Genomic DNA, 15,752 nt, shown 5'->3' with positions numbered 1-15,752 from the left:
CATCTTGTAGGCGCCTTGAGCGACCACGTAGAGAAGCCTGAAACTCAGTAATGGTTGGACAGCGGAAACCAGATTAGTGGTTGACATCAGGAGCCGCTTTAGAGAAGCGGCGGGGCGGCCAACCGCCCATGGCCGCGGTCGGTTTCAGCCAGTAGCCACATCAGTCGCGGCCAACGGCCGCTCCTACAGGGCACTCATACCAGTGGGTGCTAACACAAAAGAGCATAAAGAGCGGATGATGAATTTGACCAACCAATACCCCAGCCTGAAAAACAGAACCGTGTTTATTTCCGGCGGCGGCTCCGGTATCGGCGCCAGCCTGGTGGAATCCTTCTACCAGCAGGGCTGCAAGGTGGCCTTTGTGGATATCCAGGAGGCCGAGTCCCTGGCACTGGTGGAAAGCCTGCGCAAGCGGGACACCGGTGGCCTTGTGGAATTCTTCCACTGCGACCTCACCGATATCGAAAAATTGCAGGGCGTCATCGCCCGCGTGGGTGAGGAGACGGGCCCCATTTCCACGCTGGTCAATAACGCCGCCAACGACAAACGCCACGATTTCCGCGAGGTGACGCCGGAGCAGTGGGACCAGTGCCTGGCGGTCAACATGCGCCACCATTTCTTCGCCGCCCAGGCGGCCTACCCGCAGATGAAACAGCTCGGTGGTGGATCCATCATCAATCTGGGCTCCATGAGCTGGCATGCGGGGCAGGGCGGCATGCCCGGCTACACCAGTTCCAAGGCGGCCATCGAGGGCCTGACCCGCGGCCTGGCGCGGGACATGGGGCCGGACAGAATCCGCGTGAACACCCTGGTGCCCGGGTGGGTAATGACCGAGAAACAGCTGCGCATGTGGGTGGACGACAAGGCCCGCGAGGATATAGCGCGCGGCCAGAGCATGAAGGGTGAGCTGTTGCCGGAGCATATCGCCGCCATGGCGCTCTTCCTCGCCTCCGACGACAGCGCCATGTGCACCGCGCAGAACTTTATTGTCGACGGCGGCTGGATCTAAGGGGGTCTAGGTGGGTAACATAGCGCTTTGGTAGCGCTAACATTCTGCCCATCTGGGCGTTTAGGGCGCCCGCTCTGGAACCAGTAAACAAAAGGAGATACGAGATGACGATTACGGGTCAACAACTGATCGCCGGCAAATGGCTCGACGGCCGCGCCGATACCTTTTACGGCGTGAATCCGGCCAGCGGCGAGCACCTCGAACCGCAATTCACCTGCGCCGACGAATTCCAGGTCGCCGAGGCCGTCCAGGCCGCGACCGAATGCTTTGCGGAATTCTCCAACACCACGCCGCAAAAGCGCGCCGAGTTCCTGAACGCCTGCGCCGACGAAATCATGGCGCTCGGCGATGAACTGCTGGAGCGCGTCTCCGCCGAGACCGGCTACCCCCGCGCCCGCGCCGAAGGCGAGCGCGGCCGCACCTGCGGCCAGCTGCGCCTGTTCGCCGACTGGATCCTCGAGGGCGAATACCTGGATGCGCGCATCGACACCGCGCTGCCGGACCGCCAGCCGCTGCCGCGCCCGGACCTGCGCAGCTTCAACCAGGCCCTGGGTCCGGTGGCCGTCTTCGGTGCCAGCAATTTCCCACTGGCCTTCTCCGTCGCCGGCGGCGATACCGCCTCCGCCTTTGCCGCCGGCTGCCCGGTGATCGTCAAGGGGCACAACTCCCATCCGGGCACCAGCGTACTGGTGGCTCAGGCCATCGATAAAGCGGTGAAAAAGTGCGGCCTGCCGGGGGGCGTCTTCTCCCTGATCCTCGGTGCCGGCAATCGGGTCGGTGCCGAGCTGGTCAGGGCGCCGGGCATCAAGGCAGTCGGCTTTACCGGTTCCACCGCCGGCGGCACGGCCCTGTTCAAGCTCGCCAGCGAGCGGCCGGAACCGATTCCGGTCTTCGCGGAAATGGGCAGCATCAACCCGGTGGTGCTGCTGCCGGAAGCCCTGAAGAATTCCGCCGAGGCTATCGCCGAGGGCTTCGTCGGCTCCCTGACCCTGGGCACCGGCCAGTTCTGTGTAAACCCGGGCCTGGTACTGGCAGTGGAAGGCGAGGATCTGGAGCGCTTTATCGGTGCCACCGGCGAAGCCCTGGCCAAAGTCGGTGCCGGCGTGATGCTGAACAAGAACACCCTGCAGGGCTACCAGGGCGGCGTGGCCAAGCTGCGCGACCAGCGGGGCGTGGAGCAGGTGGCCGCCGGTGAAGCTGCCAGTGAAGGCGGTGGCTTCCATTGCCAGGCGGGCCTGCTGACCGTGAGCGCCCAGGATTTCCTCGCCAACGGCGAACTGCAGGAAGAGGTCTTCGGCCCCATGTCCCTGGTGGTGAAGTGCCGCGACCGCGAAGAACTGCTGCAGGCCATCGCCGCGCTGCAGGGCCAGCTCACCGGCACCCTGCACTGTACCGAGGCGGAACTGGCCGGCTACGGCGACCTGGTGGAGCTGCTGCGCAACCGCGTCGGCCGCATCGTCGTCAACGGTTTCCCCACCGGAGTGGAAGTCTGCCACTCGATGATGCACGGCGGCCCCTTCCCGGCGGCCACGGACGCGCGCTTTACCTCCGTGGGCACCCGGTCCATCGAGCGTTTCCTGCGCCCCATCTGTTTCCAGAATTATCCGCAGGGCCTGCTGCCGGACGCGCTGAAAGACGGCAACCCGCTGGGTATTCTGCGCCTGGTGAACGGGGAAAAGACACGCGATGCCATTAATGTCGACTGAGATGGCTGAGCTGGCCATGCCCCGCGGTATCGAGTCGGTGACAGTTCCGGTGGGCGGCACTCCGCTCGCCGGCGACCCGCCGCTGCGCACCGTGACCCTGGTGAACAGCCGGGGCACACAGGTGCGGCTGTGCGATCTCGGCGCCAGCCTGCTGTCGATACACACCGCGGACCGCTACGGCCATAGAGACAATATCCTGCTGACCTACGGGAATCCGCAGCACTGGCTGGACAACCACTGGTACCTCGGCGTCACCGCCGGTCGCGTGGCCAACCGCATCGGCGGGGCGCGCTTTAGCATCGGCGGGTGTGAATTTGTCCTGCCGGCGAACGACGGCCGCAATCACCTGCACGGCGGCCCCGAGGGCCTGGCCAGCAGGCGCTGGCAGATAGTACAGAGCGAATCGGGCGCGACAGGACAGGCGGTGACCTTCCGCTGCGAGAGCCCCGACGGCGACGCCGGCTACCCGGGCAAACTGGCCGTGGAACTGACCTACTGCCTGGGCGAAGACGATTCCCTGACGCTCGAATACCGGGCGCAGGCGGACAGCGCCACCCCGGTCAGCCTGACCAACCACTGCTACTGGAACCTGGCGGGCCGCGACGGCATCCTTGATCACGAGCTGGAGATTTTCGCGGACAGGCTGCTCGAACTGGATGGCGAACTGATCCCCACCGGAAGACTGCTCGACGTCGCCGGCACACCGGTGGATTTCCGCAAACGCAAGAAAATCGGCTGCGATATTCGGGACTGGCCCGGCGGCTACGACAATTTCTGGGTCGTCGATGAAACAGCGGAAAAGAAGCTGAAGCCGATTGCGGCACTCACCCACCCGGCCTCCGGCCGCTGCGTGAGAATCGATTCGACCGAGGTGGGAGTGCAGTTCTACAGCGGCAATTTCCTCGACGGCAGCCGCAACCGCGACAGCGGCTCGCCGATGACACAGTATGCGGGCCTGTGCCTGGAAACCCACGGGTTTCCCGATGCGGTCAATCACGGAAATTTCCCGTCGGTTATCGTAGAGCCGGGAGAGGAGTACAGGCAGACGACGGTTTATCGTTTTTCCGCTGAATAAGCTCCGCCTGGCGACGCCACCGGAGTTCAATTCAGGCACAAAACAGTCCCCTCCCCCTTGGGGAGAGGGTTAGGGAGAGGGGGTGCCGATCGAAGCCCCGTCCCCCAGCCCCCCCGCAAGCGGGGAGGGGAGTAGTTGCAAAAAATAAATATAAACAGATCCTTGCGATGAGGAGAGCACCATGAAAAAGATCCCGATTATCGCCAGCGCATTCGCCCTGGCCTTCAGCGTCGCCCAATCCGCCGCGGCCATCACCGTCGGCTTTTCCCAGGTGGGTTCCGAGAGCGGCTGGCGCACCAGCTTCAGCGAATCCGTCAAGGCCGAGGCCAGGCGCCGCGGTATCGACCTCAAGTTCTCCGACGCCCAGCAGAAGCAGGAAAACCAGATCAAGGCGGTGCGCAGCTTTATCGCCCAGGGCGTGGACGCCATCATGATTGCGCCGGTGGTGGAAACCGGCTGGAAGCCGGTGCTGCGCGAGGCCAAGCGGGCGCGTATTCCGGTGGTCATCCTCGACCGCAATGTCGACGTCGACAACAAATCCCTCTACCTGACCCGCATCGCCTCGGATTTTGTCGAGGAGGGCCGCCGCGCGGCCAGGTGGCTGATGGAAGAGACCGATGGCAACTGCAGCATTATCGAACTGCAGGGCACCGTCGGCGCCACCGCGGCCATCGATCGCATGAAGGGTTTCAATGAAATCATCGCCGCTTACCCCGACGCGAAGATAGTGCGCAGCCAGACCGGCGAATTCACCCGCAGCAAGGGCAAGGAAGTGATGGAAGCCATGCTCAAGGCGGAGAACGGCGGCAGGGATATCTGCGCGCTCTGGGCACACAACGACGAAATGGCCATAGGCGCCATCCAGGCGATCAAGGAAGCCGGTCTCAAGCCGGGCGAGGATATGCTGATCGTTTCGGTGGACGGCGTGCCGGATTACTTCAAGGCCATGGCCGACGGCGAGGCCAATGCCACCGTGGAACTGAACCCGCACCTGGGCGGGCCGGCGTTCGACGTGATTGAAAAATACCTGGGCGGAGAGCGCAAAGTCGACAAGCTGATCAGCACCACCGGCGACCTCTACACCCAGGCGACCGCGGCCGAGGAATACAAGAAACGCGCGACCAATTGATAGTGGGTGGTAACCATGACGCTGTTGAGTCTCAGTAAAATCGAAAAGCGCTACCCCGGTGTCAGGGCACTGGATAACGTCGACTTCCAGCTGCGGGCCGGTGAGATCCACGCGCTGCTGGGCGAGAACGGCGCGGGCAAGTCCACCCTGGTCAAGGTGATGACCGGCGCCCTGGAAGGCGACGGCGGCTCCATGACCTACCTGGGCGAGCCGCTGAAACTGAAGAGTACCTCCCAGGCGCAGTCCGTCGGTATCAGCACCGTCTACCAGGAAGTGAACCTGCTGCCCAACCTCAGTGTGGCGCAGAACCTGTACCTGGGCCGTGAGCCGAAAAGATTCGGCCTGATCGACTGGAAGCGCATTCACCGCCAGTCCCGCGAGGTGCTGAAGCGTTTCGCCCTGGATATCGATGTCACCCAACCCCTGTCCAGCTATTCGGTGGCGGTACAGCAGCTGGTGGCCATCGCCCGCGGCGTCGACATGTCGGCAAAGGTGCTGGTACTGGACGAGCCCACCGCCAGCCTGGATTCCGGCGAGGTGGAGCAGCTGTTCGGGGTGATGCGCGAGCTGAAGGCCAGGGGTATCGGTATCGTCTTTATCACCCACTTCCTCGACCAGGTCTACGCCGTCTGCGACCGCATCACCGTGTTGCGCAACGGCACCCTCGTCGGGGAATTCGAAACCGCAAATCTGCCGCGGGAACAGCTGGTGGGCCATATGCTCGGCAAGGAGCTGCAGGCCCAGGCGCATCGCGCACCGCAGCGGGAGAACCGCGCCGCCGGCGAGCCGCTACTGGAAATGGAAGCCGTTGCCGTGCGCGGCTCCCTGCAGGCGACCAGTCTCACCGTCAATCGCGGCGAGGCGGTCGGCCTGGCCGGGTTGCTCGGTTCCGGGCGCTCGGAAGTCTGCCGCGCGCTATTCGGTGTGGACAAAAAATCCTCCGGCAAACTGAAATTTGCCGGTCGCGAACGCAGTTTCCGTCAGCCGGCGGAGGCCATTGCCGCGGGCCTGGCCCTGTGCCCGGAGGACCGCAAGAGCAGCGGCATCGTCGGCCCACTGTCGATTCGCGAAAACATCGCCCTGGCCCTGCAGGCCCGCCGCGGCTGGTGGCGGCCCATGAGCCGCGCCGAACAACAGCAGCTGGCGGAGAAGTTTATCGCGGAGCTGCAAATTGCCACCCCGGATGCGGAAAAGCCGATCGAGCAGTTGAGCGGCGGCAACCAGCAGAAGGTGATCCTGGCCCGCTGGCTGGCCACGCAACCGCAACTGCTGCTCCTGGACGAGCCGACCCGGGGTGTCGATATCGGTGCCCACGCGGAGATCCTCAAGCTGATCAAGAAACTCTGCAGCGACGGCATGTCGCTGCTGGTGACCTCCTCGGAGCTCGAGGAACTGGTGGCCTTCTCCGATCGCGTCGCCGTGATGCGCGACCGCCGCAAGGTGGCGGAGATCGAGGGGGCGGATATTTCCGAGAACAATATTATGCGGGCCATAGCCGAGGCCTGACTGCCTTGTATTGATCGCGGCCAACGGCGGATGGCCGCCCCGCCGCTCCTACAGAGCACTGACGTCATTCCGGCGCAGGCCGGAATCCAGGTGCCACGGACCTGGATACCGGTCTGCGCCGGTATGACAAGCCAGTGAAAGTTCGGGCTCAGCACAACGATCAGAGTAACGCGGAATTAGATAACAAAGAGGCGTGATGTGAGTAACCTGCAAACCGCTGCCGCCGAAGGGCAGCCAGTTTCGCCGGCCGGCCTGCGCGGCAAGTTGCCCTCCCGATTGATAAAAGGAATCAGCGGCCGCTACCTCTGGCCGCTGCTGGGTCTCTTCCTGTTGCTGGCCATCAACCTGGTGTTCGCACCGGAATTCTTCCAGATCGAAATCGTCGACGGCCGCCTCTACGGCAGCCTGATCGACGTGCTCAACCGCAGCGCGCCGGTGGCGCTGCTGGCCATCGGCATGACCCTGGTGATCGCCACCGGCGGCATCGACCTCTCCGTCGGCGCCACCATGGCCATTGCCGGCGCTGTCTGCGCCAACCTGATCACCGGCGGTGTCGACAGTATTTTCCTGGTGGTGCTCGCCGGTATCGCCGCGGGCCTGTTGACCGGCGCCGTCAACGGCAGCCTGGTCAGTTTCCTGGGCATACAGCCGATCGTCGCCACCCTGATCCTGATGGTGGCCGGGCGGGGCATTGCGCAATTGATCAATGCGGGCCAGATAGTCACCTTCCAGAACGACAGCTTCGCCTTTATCGGCACCGGCGATCTTCTTGGCGTGCCTTTCCCGATCGTGCTGGTGCTGATCGCCTTTGCCGCCATCCATCTGCTGATGCGCAAAACCGCGCTGGGATTGTTCGTGGAAGCCGTGGGCTGCAATGCCGGCGCCAGCCACTACCTGGGTGTCAATGCGCGCACGGTGAAACTCATGGTTTACTGCATCGCCGGCCTCTGCGCCGCGCTGGCCGGCATGATCGCCGCGGCGGACATCCAGGGCGCGGACGCGAACAACGCCGGCCTGTGGCTGGAACTGGATGCGATCCTCGCGGTGGTGATCGGCGGCGCCTCGCTGATGGGCGGGCGCTTTTCGCTGCTGCTCTCATTAGTAGGTGTGCTGGTGATCCAGTGCCTGAGCACCACTATCATCATGAGCGGCCTGCCGCCCAAATTTAACCTGCTGATCAAGGCGCTGGTGGTCATCTTCGTGCTGTTGTTGCAGTCGCCCAGATTCCAGGCGCAGATGGCCGCGCTGTTTACAATGCTCAAGTTTGCCAAGGGGAGGGCACAGGCGTGATCAATTCGAAGTACACCTCCCTGTATGTCACCGGCGGCCTGTTCCTGCTGCTGTTCCTGGTCGGCTCGCTGCAGTTCGACAATTTCGGCAGCCCCCGCGTGGTGGCCAACCTGTTTTCCGACAACGCCTTCCTGGCGATCACCGCCATCGGCATGACCTTCGTGATCATCTCCGGCGGTATCGACCTGTCCGTGGGCGCGGTGATCGCTCTCACCGGTGTGGCCTGCGGCGTGCTGATCGGCGAGCACGGCATGCACCCGCTGCAGGTATTCCCGCTGCTGCTGATCGGCGGGGGCCTGTTCGGTGCCACCATGGGCGCACTGATTCACTACTACAGGCTGCAGCCGTTTATCGTCACCCTGGCCGGCATGTTCCTGGCCCGCGGCCTGGCCACCACCCTGAGCGAGGAATCGGTGCCCATCGATCACCCCTTCTACGATACCGTGGCGGACTTCGGCATACTCCTGCCGGGCAACGCCTGGGTGGGCACCTCCACACTGGTGCTGGTTGTGGTGCTGGTGGCGGCGGTACTGCTGGCTCACTTCAGTCGCCTGGGCGGCTACATCTATGCGCTCGGCGGCAATGCCCAGTCGGCCCACCTGATGGGCGTGCCAGTGGCGCGCACCACCATATCCATCTATGCCATCAGCGGTTTTCTCTCCGCACTCGGCGGCATCGTCTATTCTTTTTACACCTTTTCGGGTTATTCGCTGGCAGCGGTGGGTATGGAACTGGACGCCATAGCCGCGGCGGTGATCGGCGGAACCCTGCTCACTGGCGGTTCCGGCTACGTGCTGGGCACCCTGATCGGCGTGCTGATCATGGGTGTTATCCAGACCTATATCTCCTTCGACGGCACCCTGAACAGCTGGTGGACGAAAATCGTCATCGGACTGCTGCTGTTTGCATTTATCGCCATGCAACGGCTGTTGACCCGAAGTGGCAACAGGGAACTGCCCCATGCTTGAAGTACAGCTGCTCGACGTTGTCGAGGTAAACAATACCCTGGGTGAGGGCGTGCAGTGGAATGCCCGCGACCGCAGCGTCTGGTGGACCGACATCCAGGCATGCAAACTCTATCGCCTGCAGTGGCCCAGCCGGGAACCCGAGGTCTTCGATACCCCGGAACGCCTCTGCGCCTTTGCCTTTACCGACCGCGAAAACTGCATCGTCGCCGCCTTCGAAAGCGGTTTTGCCCTCTACGATTACCGGCGCGGAGAAATGCTCTGGCAGAAAATACTGGTGCCGGGAAATTCCGGCATGCGCTTTAACGACGGCAGGATCGACCGCCAGGGCCGCTTCTGGGCCGGCACCATGGTGGAAGACGACTCTCGTTGCTCTGAGGGCTCTCCAGATGCAACAGCCGCGCTCTACTGCCTGGAAGCCGATGGCACAGTGAAAACAATGGAGCGGGATATCCATATCTCCAACGGCTGCAGCTGGAGTCCGGACGGCAACCGCTTCTATTTTGCCGACAGCCCGCGCCGGAATATCTACAGCTACGACTTCGATGCGGCCACGGGCGAAATTTCCAATCGCCAGCTATTTGCCCGCACCATGATGAACCGCTACCCGGACGGCGCCACCGTGGATACGCAAGGCCACCTGTGGTCGGCCCACTGGCGCGGCGCGCGGGTCGAGCGCTATTCGCCGGACGGCCGCAGCGCGGGCGCGGTGACACTGCCGGTTAGCCAGCCCACCTGCGCGGCCTTCGGCGGGGAAGAGATGAACCTGCTGTTCGTGACCTCCGCGCGGGACTCCCTGAGCGAATGGACCCTCGACAAGGAGCCGCAGGCGGGCAACCTGTTTGTACTGCTGACGCCGTTTCGCGGGCTGAGTGATCCGCGATTCAATGCCGCGAAACTACTGGAGCCGGCCAGGCGCCGGGCTTAAGGGCGTCTCTGGGGTGGCAATTGTAGGGTGCGCCGCGCGCGCCACACCCGGGGGGCTCCATCGCCTTTCGGTGCGTACGGCGCAGCCTACACATGCCCACTCCCTCGGCACCGCGCGGATCGACGAACGCGCCTCTGTGCCCGACCGTTGCCCCCTTCCTGTCCGGCCCCCTTTTCATAGAAGATGAAAACAGCGCCTAGACACGCCAATCGCCCACCACACCGCTGGTTAGGGGTATCGCAAACCTTTACTATCCAAGATGCATACAATAATACAAATCAATGTGTGCATCTTATTTTCCAACAACAATAAAAGGTAAAGAGCGATGATCCCACGCACTCTGATCCGTGTGCTGTTTCTCGTCTGTATGAGTTTCAATGCGGCGGCGTTGACCCTCTCGGGTACGGACAACTCCCACGATCCCGCCGCCCTGGTCCGCGACGGCAGCACCTACTACCACTTCACCACCGGCAACGGAATCTGGTACTCCACCTCGACGAACCTCACCCACTGGACCGCGGCCCCCCAGCCGGTGTTCCCCGGCGGCTGGCCCTCGTGGATCGACAGTGCCGTGCCCGGTTTCGAGGGCCACTTCTGGGCGCCGGATGCGATCTACATGAACGGCTACTACTACCTCTACTATTCCGTCTCCACTTTCGGCTCCTCCCGCTCCGCCATCGGCGTGGTGCGCACGCCCTCACTGAACAATCCGAACTGGCAGGACCAGGGCATGGTGATCAGCTCCAATGGCGGCAGCAACGAGAAGAACGCGATAGACCCTGCGCTCTTCCGCGATGACGACGGCCGTGTCTATATGTCCTACGGCTCCTGGTTCGACGGTATCGGCCTAGTGGAGATCAATCCGTCCACCGGCAAGACCATCGGCAGCGTGACGCACCTCTACGGCGGCGGCCACCAGAGCATCGAGGCCCCCTACATCACCAAGAAGGATGGCTACTACTACCTGTTCGTCAACCGCGGTACTTGCTGCGACGGGCTGAACAGCACCTACTATATCGAGGTCGGCCGCTCCACCAGTGTGACCGGCTCCTACACAGACTGGCGCACCATATTGCCCAACCGCGACGGCAAGTATCACGGCCCCGGGCATATCGGCCTGCTGCAGGAGGGCAGCTGCAACTATGTGTCCACCCATTACTACGACGCCACCGACAACGGCACCGCCAGGCTGGATATCCTCAGCATGACCTATGCCAACGGTTGGCCGGTGCTTTCCCGGGACTTCACGCCGGGCAACTGCGCCTCGGTCGCGGGCCCGCCGGCAGACGGGACCTATATCGTCGAGGCAAGGCACAGCGGCAAGGCGCTGTCGGTGGAAAACAACTCCACCGCAAACGGGGCCAATGTGCAGCAGGGCGGCTACTCCGCTAACGCGGGCCAGCGCTGGCAGCTGAGCGACCTGGGCAACGGCTACTACCGCCTGATCAACGAAGGCAGCGGCAGGAGCCTGGATGTATGGGAAGTCTCCACGGAAGCCGGGGCCAATATCGCCCAGTGGGATTACTGGGGCGGCGATGGCCAACAGTGGCAGTTGGAGAGTGTCGGGGCCGGCTACTTCCTGATCCGCTCGCGCCTGAGTAACCATGTACTGGATGTGAGCAGCAGGAGCCAGTCCGAGGGCGGCAATGTTATCCAGTGGCCTGTTACTGGTAACAGCAATCAGGAGTGGTATTTTCGCAAGCCCTGATTTGAAGTAGCACATAGACAATGCGACGGGGCAACCGCTGCTGTGGCGGTTGCCTTTTTATTGGCCAGGTGCACACCGGCTACGCATAACATTCTCACTGGCTCCTGAGCGGCACTATCGGCCGTCGCTTCCCCCCCGCTGTCCCACCCAGAACGCGTCAAAGTAGTAAGTACCAATTTGCGGCCCCCGAGAAGGTGGGACGACTTTTTGCACGCAGGCGTCCAATGTTGGCGTGGGCGTAAGCGATGCGCCCCTGGACTTCGCGACATGCCCTGCGCCCAGGCCCCGGTCTGCCGGTGGCGCGGGCGGGTGTGCGGATTGGCGGTTAGGTTAGGGAAAACGTAAACAGGGCCCCGCGGCCGACGCCGGGGTATCGGGCCGGAATCGCTACCCATCCGCATCCCTCGAGGAGCGCCCGGCCGGTCGCAGGTGGTCTCACAACAACGATAAGAGCAAAAGGAATCACCATGAAACCTACACGACAAGTTTTGCGCCGTTGCCGGCAACTGATGCTGGCTGGCGCCATGACCCTGACCCTGCCGGCAATGGCGCAGCAGTGCCAGAACCTGGTCTGGAGCGACGAATTCAACGGCACCGCGGTGGACCCCCTCAAGTGGGAATTCCAGACCGGCGACGGCTGCGACATAGGCCTTTGCGGCTGGGGCAACAACGAACTGCAGTGGTACCAGGCCGAGAACGCCACGGTGGCCGGTGGCCTGTTGACCCTGACCGCCCGGCGGGAGCGGGTGCGCGGCAAGGAATACACCTCGGCGCGCCTGCGCACCGCCAATATGCCCGCCGGCGGCCAGTGGACCCACGGCCGTTTCGAAGCGCGCATCAAGTTGCCCAATGGCACAGGCATGTGGCCGGCCTTCTGGATGTTGCCCACCGATCCCGACCAGGGCTGGCCCATGAGTGGCGAGATCGATATCCTGGAGGCCACCGGCCAGGCGGACATGATCGCCTTCGGCACTATCCACTATGGCGATCCCTGGCCGGACAATGAATGGACCAGCGGGCGTATCCTCAAGCAGCCGGATGCCTGGTCCGACGATTTCCACACTTATGCGGTGGAGTGGGAGCCCAACCAGATCCGCTGGTACCTGGACGATCTCCTCTACTCGGTGAAGACCCCCGAGGACCTGAGCGACCCCGCCTTCTGGACCTTCGAGAACTACCAGTACCACTTCCTGTTGAACATGGCGGTGGGTGGCAACATCGGCGGCTGGGTGGATGACAGCCAGCTGCCGCAGACCATGCAGGTGGATTATGTGCGGGTGTACGACACCGGACAGCCGTCGCTGGCCGGCGATCACCTGGTCGAACCACACAGCACCGCCACCTACACGGTGGTCGACGAAGGGGGCACCGGCAGCACTTACGACTGGAGCCTGCCGGCCGGGGCCACCATCACCGCCGGTGCCGGCACCAGCAGCATCTCGGTAGCCTGGGGCACAACCGGTGGCGACGTGGCCGTGGCGGTGAACAACAGCTGCGGTGCGCGCAACCTTACCGTCAACGTCCATGTGCTGCCGGAGCAGAGCCAGGAAACTGTGTTGGACGATTTCGAAAGCAACCGCAACCTGAGTTACACCAGCGTAACCGGCGATTTTGTTCAGGACGCCGCCAACCCGGCGCCGGACACGGTGAACAGTTCGGCCACCGTGGCCCGCTACACCCGCGACGCCACCGCCCAGTGGGATGTGATTGCCGCGGCCACAACCGCGATCCCCGATGCGGCGCCCTATATTTCGGGGGACAAGGCGTTCTACCTGGATGTCTACACGGCGGCGCCGGTGGGCACGGAGATACTGATCCAGCTGGAAAACAGCAGCACCGCAACGCCCGACAATTACCCCTCCGGACGCCACTCCAAGTACATCGCCCATACAACCGCGCGCAACCAGTGGCAATGGCTCAAGTTCTCCCTCGAGGACCGCATCGACGGCGCCACCGCCGATAGCGACGTCAACAGCCTGGTGATCCTGATCGACCCGGATGCCTTCACCGGCGACACCTACTTCCTGGACAACCTGGACCTCTACGGTGCCGGCGGCGGCAACTCCGGTGGTGAGGCGACCAGCATACACGTCCAGGACATCACTACCGGCACCCTGGCCGCAGGCAAGGGACAGAAGCGCGGTACCGCCACGGTCACTGTCTACGACGACCTGGGTAACCCGGCAGCCGACGTGACGGTGGCCGGCACCTTCAGTGGCAGCTTTGCCGAAGCCGCCAGCGGCGTCACCGATGCCAGTGGCCAGGTAACGGTGGAGACGCAGGCCAGCGCCGGCGGCAGCGTGACGGTGGGCTTTTGCGTAGACAGCCTGAGCCACGCTGCGCTGAGCTACGACGCGCAGGCCAACCTGGAAACCTGCCAGTAACGTAACTGAGGGGCGGGTGGAGTGCGAGCTGCTTGCACGGGTGGCCGGCGATGCCCCGCGTCTTTACGCCGGGCCAGTGGCCCGATTTATATTTGTTTGTGCACAGTGTGATTGATGGGGTAGGGTAGTTGACGTGGTCCGGGTATGGAGCAACTGGACCGCGCCTACCCCTAACCAAGGTAATTGCCGGCCACCACGGCAACCCCATCCATGAAAGGAAATACGGGATATGGATCCGTCCCTGCCATTTGCTGTCACAGGTTTCACTGATCGCCCCTGCCGTCTGCGACTGGCAACTGTTGTCTGGATGCTGTTCTTGGTGGCACCCCTGTCCCAGGCACTCCCACCGGATTGCCCGGGCTGGAATGAAGCGCGGGCGGCGAAGGAAATAGAGCAGCTTCATGGAAAAATCAAACGGTGGGATAACGCCTGGTATCTAGAGTACGAGGCACTGGTTGACGATGCTGTTTACGATCAGGCACAGGTGACGCTGGCGCTCTGGAACCGCTGTTTCCCGCACCTGGCCCGACAGGCAAAACCGCCGCAGCGGCCATCGTTGCGGACCATCCCCCATCCGGTAGTACAGACAGGCCTACAGAAACTGCGAAACGCTGATGAGGTCGAATTGTGGCTGGAACGGCACGACGATGCCTGGCTGCAGCCCAAAATCGACGGCGTCGCGGTGACCCTGGTCTACCGTCGCGGCAGACTGGCACAAATGATCAGCCGCGGCAACGGCGAAGGCGGCCAGGATTGGACCCGCCACGCCCATCGCATTCCCGCCATCCATCGAGAGATCCCTGACAAACGCGAGCAACTGGTACTGCAGGGCGAAATCTACTGGCAGCTGGAAAACCATATCCAGGCCGACGGCGGCCACAACGCCCGCGGCCGCACCAGCGGCGCCATGGCTTCAAAGAAGCTTTCCCGCGAGCAGGCGCAGTCGCTGGCGATTTTTGTCTGGGACTGGCCGAAGGGTCCTGGCACATTGCCCGAGCGCCTGCGAGCCCTGAAAGACCTGGGTTACGACACCACCGGCTACACACATCGCGTAGACACCCTGAGTGACGCGCGCCGCTGGCGCGAACACTTCTATCGCTCACCCCAGTCCTTCGCCACCGACGGCATAGTCCTGAAGCAGGGCAGCCGCCCGCCGGCGGAAAAATGGCTGCCCGAACCGCCCGAGTGGGCCGCAGCCTGGAAGCACCCGGCGGCCACCGTACTGGCGGAAGTCGTGGACGTGGAATTCCCCGTGGGCCGCACCGGCAAAATCGTACCGGTCATTGAAGTAGCGCCGACCCTTCTCGACGACCGCGAAATCCGCCGTGTCAGCAGCGGCTCCTTCGAGCGCTGGCAGTCCCTGGATATCCGCCCCGGCGACCGGCTGCGCCTGGCCCTGGCCGGCCAGACGATCCCACAGATTCTCGATGTCGTCCTGCCTGCCGCGGAAAGAGTCCAATTGCCGGCGCCGGACCCGAACGCCTACGGCCCCCTGAGCTGCTGGCACCCGGAACCGGGTTGCACCGACCAGTTCCTGGCGCGGGCCGAGTGGCTGGGGGACAAGCTGGGATTTCGCGGCATGGGCGAGGCGCGCTGGCGCTCGCTGCAGGAGGCCGGCCTGCTGCCGGACCTGTTGGCCTGGACGTCGCTGACACAAAGCCAACTGATCGCCGTGCCGGGAATCGGCCGGAAACGGGCGGAAAAACTTCAGGCCAATTTTCGCCAGGCACCGGAGCGGGACTTCCGGAGCTGGATGTATGCGCTGGGCATGCCATCGGCAAGCCTGTTGCCGGAAGAAATCTGGCATGACGCGACATTTTCCATGTTTGCCGCACGCAGTGAAGCGGAGTGGCGAGAATTCCCCGGTATCGGTCCCCAGAGGGCTCGGGAACTCACCAGTTTTCTACAGTGTGAAGAGGCGGCGGTGCTAGGCGAAAAGTTACGGGTACTTGGAGTTGAGGGATTTCAGTAGGCTGAGAGGAAAGGGAGGCCTTCGAATCCACCCCTCAGCTATAAGTTCGACAAATGGCGAGCGCGGGATGCCTTGGTTGC

General features: G+C 63.3%; 11 protein-coding genes. All 11 read left to right on the top strand.

Annotated features, from left to right (window positions below; genetic code table 11):
- Positions 1-238: 238 nt before the first annotated feature.
- The gene (locus tag AC6R19_RS20705) at positions 239-1,009 is read left to right on the top strand and encodes an SDR family NAD(P)-dependent oxidoreductase (RefSeq protein ID WP_500581778.1); all 771 of its coding nucleotides are present in this window, start codon (positions 239-241) and stop codon (positions 1,007-1,009) included.
- Positions 1,010-1,113: 104 nt separating this feature from the next.
- A complete protein-coding gene (locus AC6R19_RS20700; RefSeq protein WP_500581777.1) occupies positions 1,114-2,715 on the top strand; it encodes an aldehyde dehydrogenase (NADP(+)) in 1,602 nt (533 codons plus the stop codon).
- Positions 2,705-3,790 carry an aldose epimerase family protein gene (locus AC6R19_RS20695; protein ID WP_500581776.1) on the top strand — a complete coding sequence of 362 codons (1,086 nt, stop codon included), beginning with the start codon at positions 2,705-2,707 and terminating at the stop codon, positions 3,788-3,790. The genes AC6R19_RS20700 and AC6R19_RS20695 overlap by 11 nt, the downstream gene beginning before the upstream one ends.
- A 181-nt stretch (positions 3,791-3,971) precedes the next feature.
- Entirely contained in the window at positions 3,972-4,919 is a 948-nt protein-coding gene (locus AC6R19_RS20690) for an ABC transporter substrate-binding protein (RefSeq protein ID WP_500581775.1), read from the top strand.
- 15 nt (positions 4,920-4,934) lie between these two features.
- Positions 4,935-6,425 carry a sugar ABC transporter ATP-binding protein gene (locus tag AC6R19_RS20685; protein ID WP_500581774.1) on the top strand — a complete coding sequence of 497 codons (1,491 nt, stop codon included), beginning with the start codon at positions 4,935-4,937 and terminating at the stop codon, positions 6,423-6,425.
- Positions 6,426-6,623: 198 nt separating this feature from the next.
- A complete protein-coding gene (locus AC6R19_RS20680; RefSeq protein WP_500581773.1) occupies positions 6,624-7,715 on the top strand; it encodes an ABC transporter permease in 1,092 nt (363 codons plus the stop codon).
- Positions 7,712-8,683, top strand: a complete 972-nt coding sequence (gene yjfF, locus AC6R19_RS20675) for a galactofuranose ABC transporter, permease protein YjfF (RefSeq protein ID WP_500581772.1) — start codon at positions 7,712-7,714, stop codon at positions 8,681-8,683. The genes AC6R19_RS20680 and yjfF overlap by 4 nt, the downstream gene beginning before the upstream one ends.
- Positions 8,676-9,608, top strand: coding sequence for an SMP-30/gluconolactonase/LRE family protein (locus AC6R19_RS20670; protein WP_500581771.1), 933 nt, complete (start codon positions 8,676-8,678; stop codon positions 9,606-9,608). Before yjfF ends, AC6R19_RS20670 begins: the two co-directional genes overlap by 8 nt.
- 325 nt (positions 9,609-9,933) lie before the next feature.
- The gene (locus tag AC6R19_RS20665; protein WP_500581770.1) at positions 9,934-11,316 is read left to right on the top strand and encodes a family 43 glycosylhydrolase; all 1,383 of its coding nucleotides are present in this window, start codon (positions 9,934-9,936) and stop codon (positions 11,314-11,316) included.
- A 467-nt stretch (positions 11,317-11,783) separates the two neighbouring features.
- Positions 11,784-13,700, top strand: coding sequence for a family 16 glycosylhydrolase (locus AC6R19_RS20660; RefSeq protein ID WP_500581769.1), 1,917 nt, complete (start codon positions 11,784-11,786; stop codon positions 13,698-13,700).
- Between the two features lie 307 nt (positions 13,701-14,007).
- Complete coding sequence (gene ligB / locus AC6R19_RS20655; protein ID WP_500581768.1) at positions 14,008-15,672, top strand: NAD-dependent DNA ligase LigB; 1,665 nt, start codon at positions 14,008-14,010, stop codon at positions 15,670-15,672.
- The last annotated feature ends 80 nt before the right edge of the window (positions 15,673-15,752 follow it).

This window comes from Microbulbifer sp. SE14 (genome assembly GCF_059834885.1).
This window is presented reverse-complemented; position numbering and strand designations above follow the sequence as displayed.

What these genes read in the sequence shown, in the direction of transcription:
- AC6R19_RS20705 (WP_500581778.1), top strand. Translation starts at nt 239, where the DNA reads ATGAATTTGACCAACCAATACCCCAGCCTGAAAAACAGAACCGTGTTT.
- AC6R19_RS20700 (WP_500581777.1), top strand. Translation starts at nt 1,114, where the DNA reads ATGACGATTACGGGTCAACAACTGATCGCCGGCAAATGGCTCGACGGC.
- AC6R19_RS20695 (WP_500581776.1), top strand. Translation starts at nt 2,705, where the DNA reads ATGTCGACTGAGATGGCTGAGCTGGCCATGCCCCGCGGTATCGAGTCG.
- AC6R19_RS20690 (WP_500581775.1), top strand. Translation starts at nt 3,972, where the DNA reads ATGAAAAAGATCCCGATTATCGCCAGCGCATTCGCCCTGGCCTTCAGC.
- AC6R19_RS20685 (WP_500581774.1), top strand. Translation starts at nt 4,935, where the DNA reads ATGACGCTGTTGAGTCTCAGTAAAATCGAAAAGCGCTACCCCGGTGTC.
- AC6R19_RS20670 (WP_500581771.1), top strand. Translation starts at nt 8,676, where the DNA reads ATGCTTGAAGTACAGCTGCTCGACGTTGTCGAGGTAAACAATACCCTG.
- AC6R19_RS20665 (WP_500581770.1), top strand. Translation starts at nt 9,934, where the DNA reads ATGATCCCACGCACTCTGATCCGTGTGCTGTTTCTCGTCTGTATGAGT.
- AC6R19_RS20660 (WP_500581769.1), top strand. Translation starts at nt 11,784, where the DNA reads ATGAAACCTACACGACAAGTTTTGCGCCGTTGCCGGCAACTGATGCTG.
- ligB (WP_500581768.1), top strand. Translation starts at nt 14,008, where the DNA reads ATGCTGTTCTTGGTGGCACCCCTGTCCCAGGCACTCCCACCGGATTGC.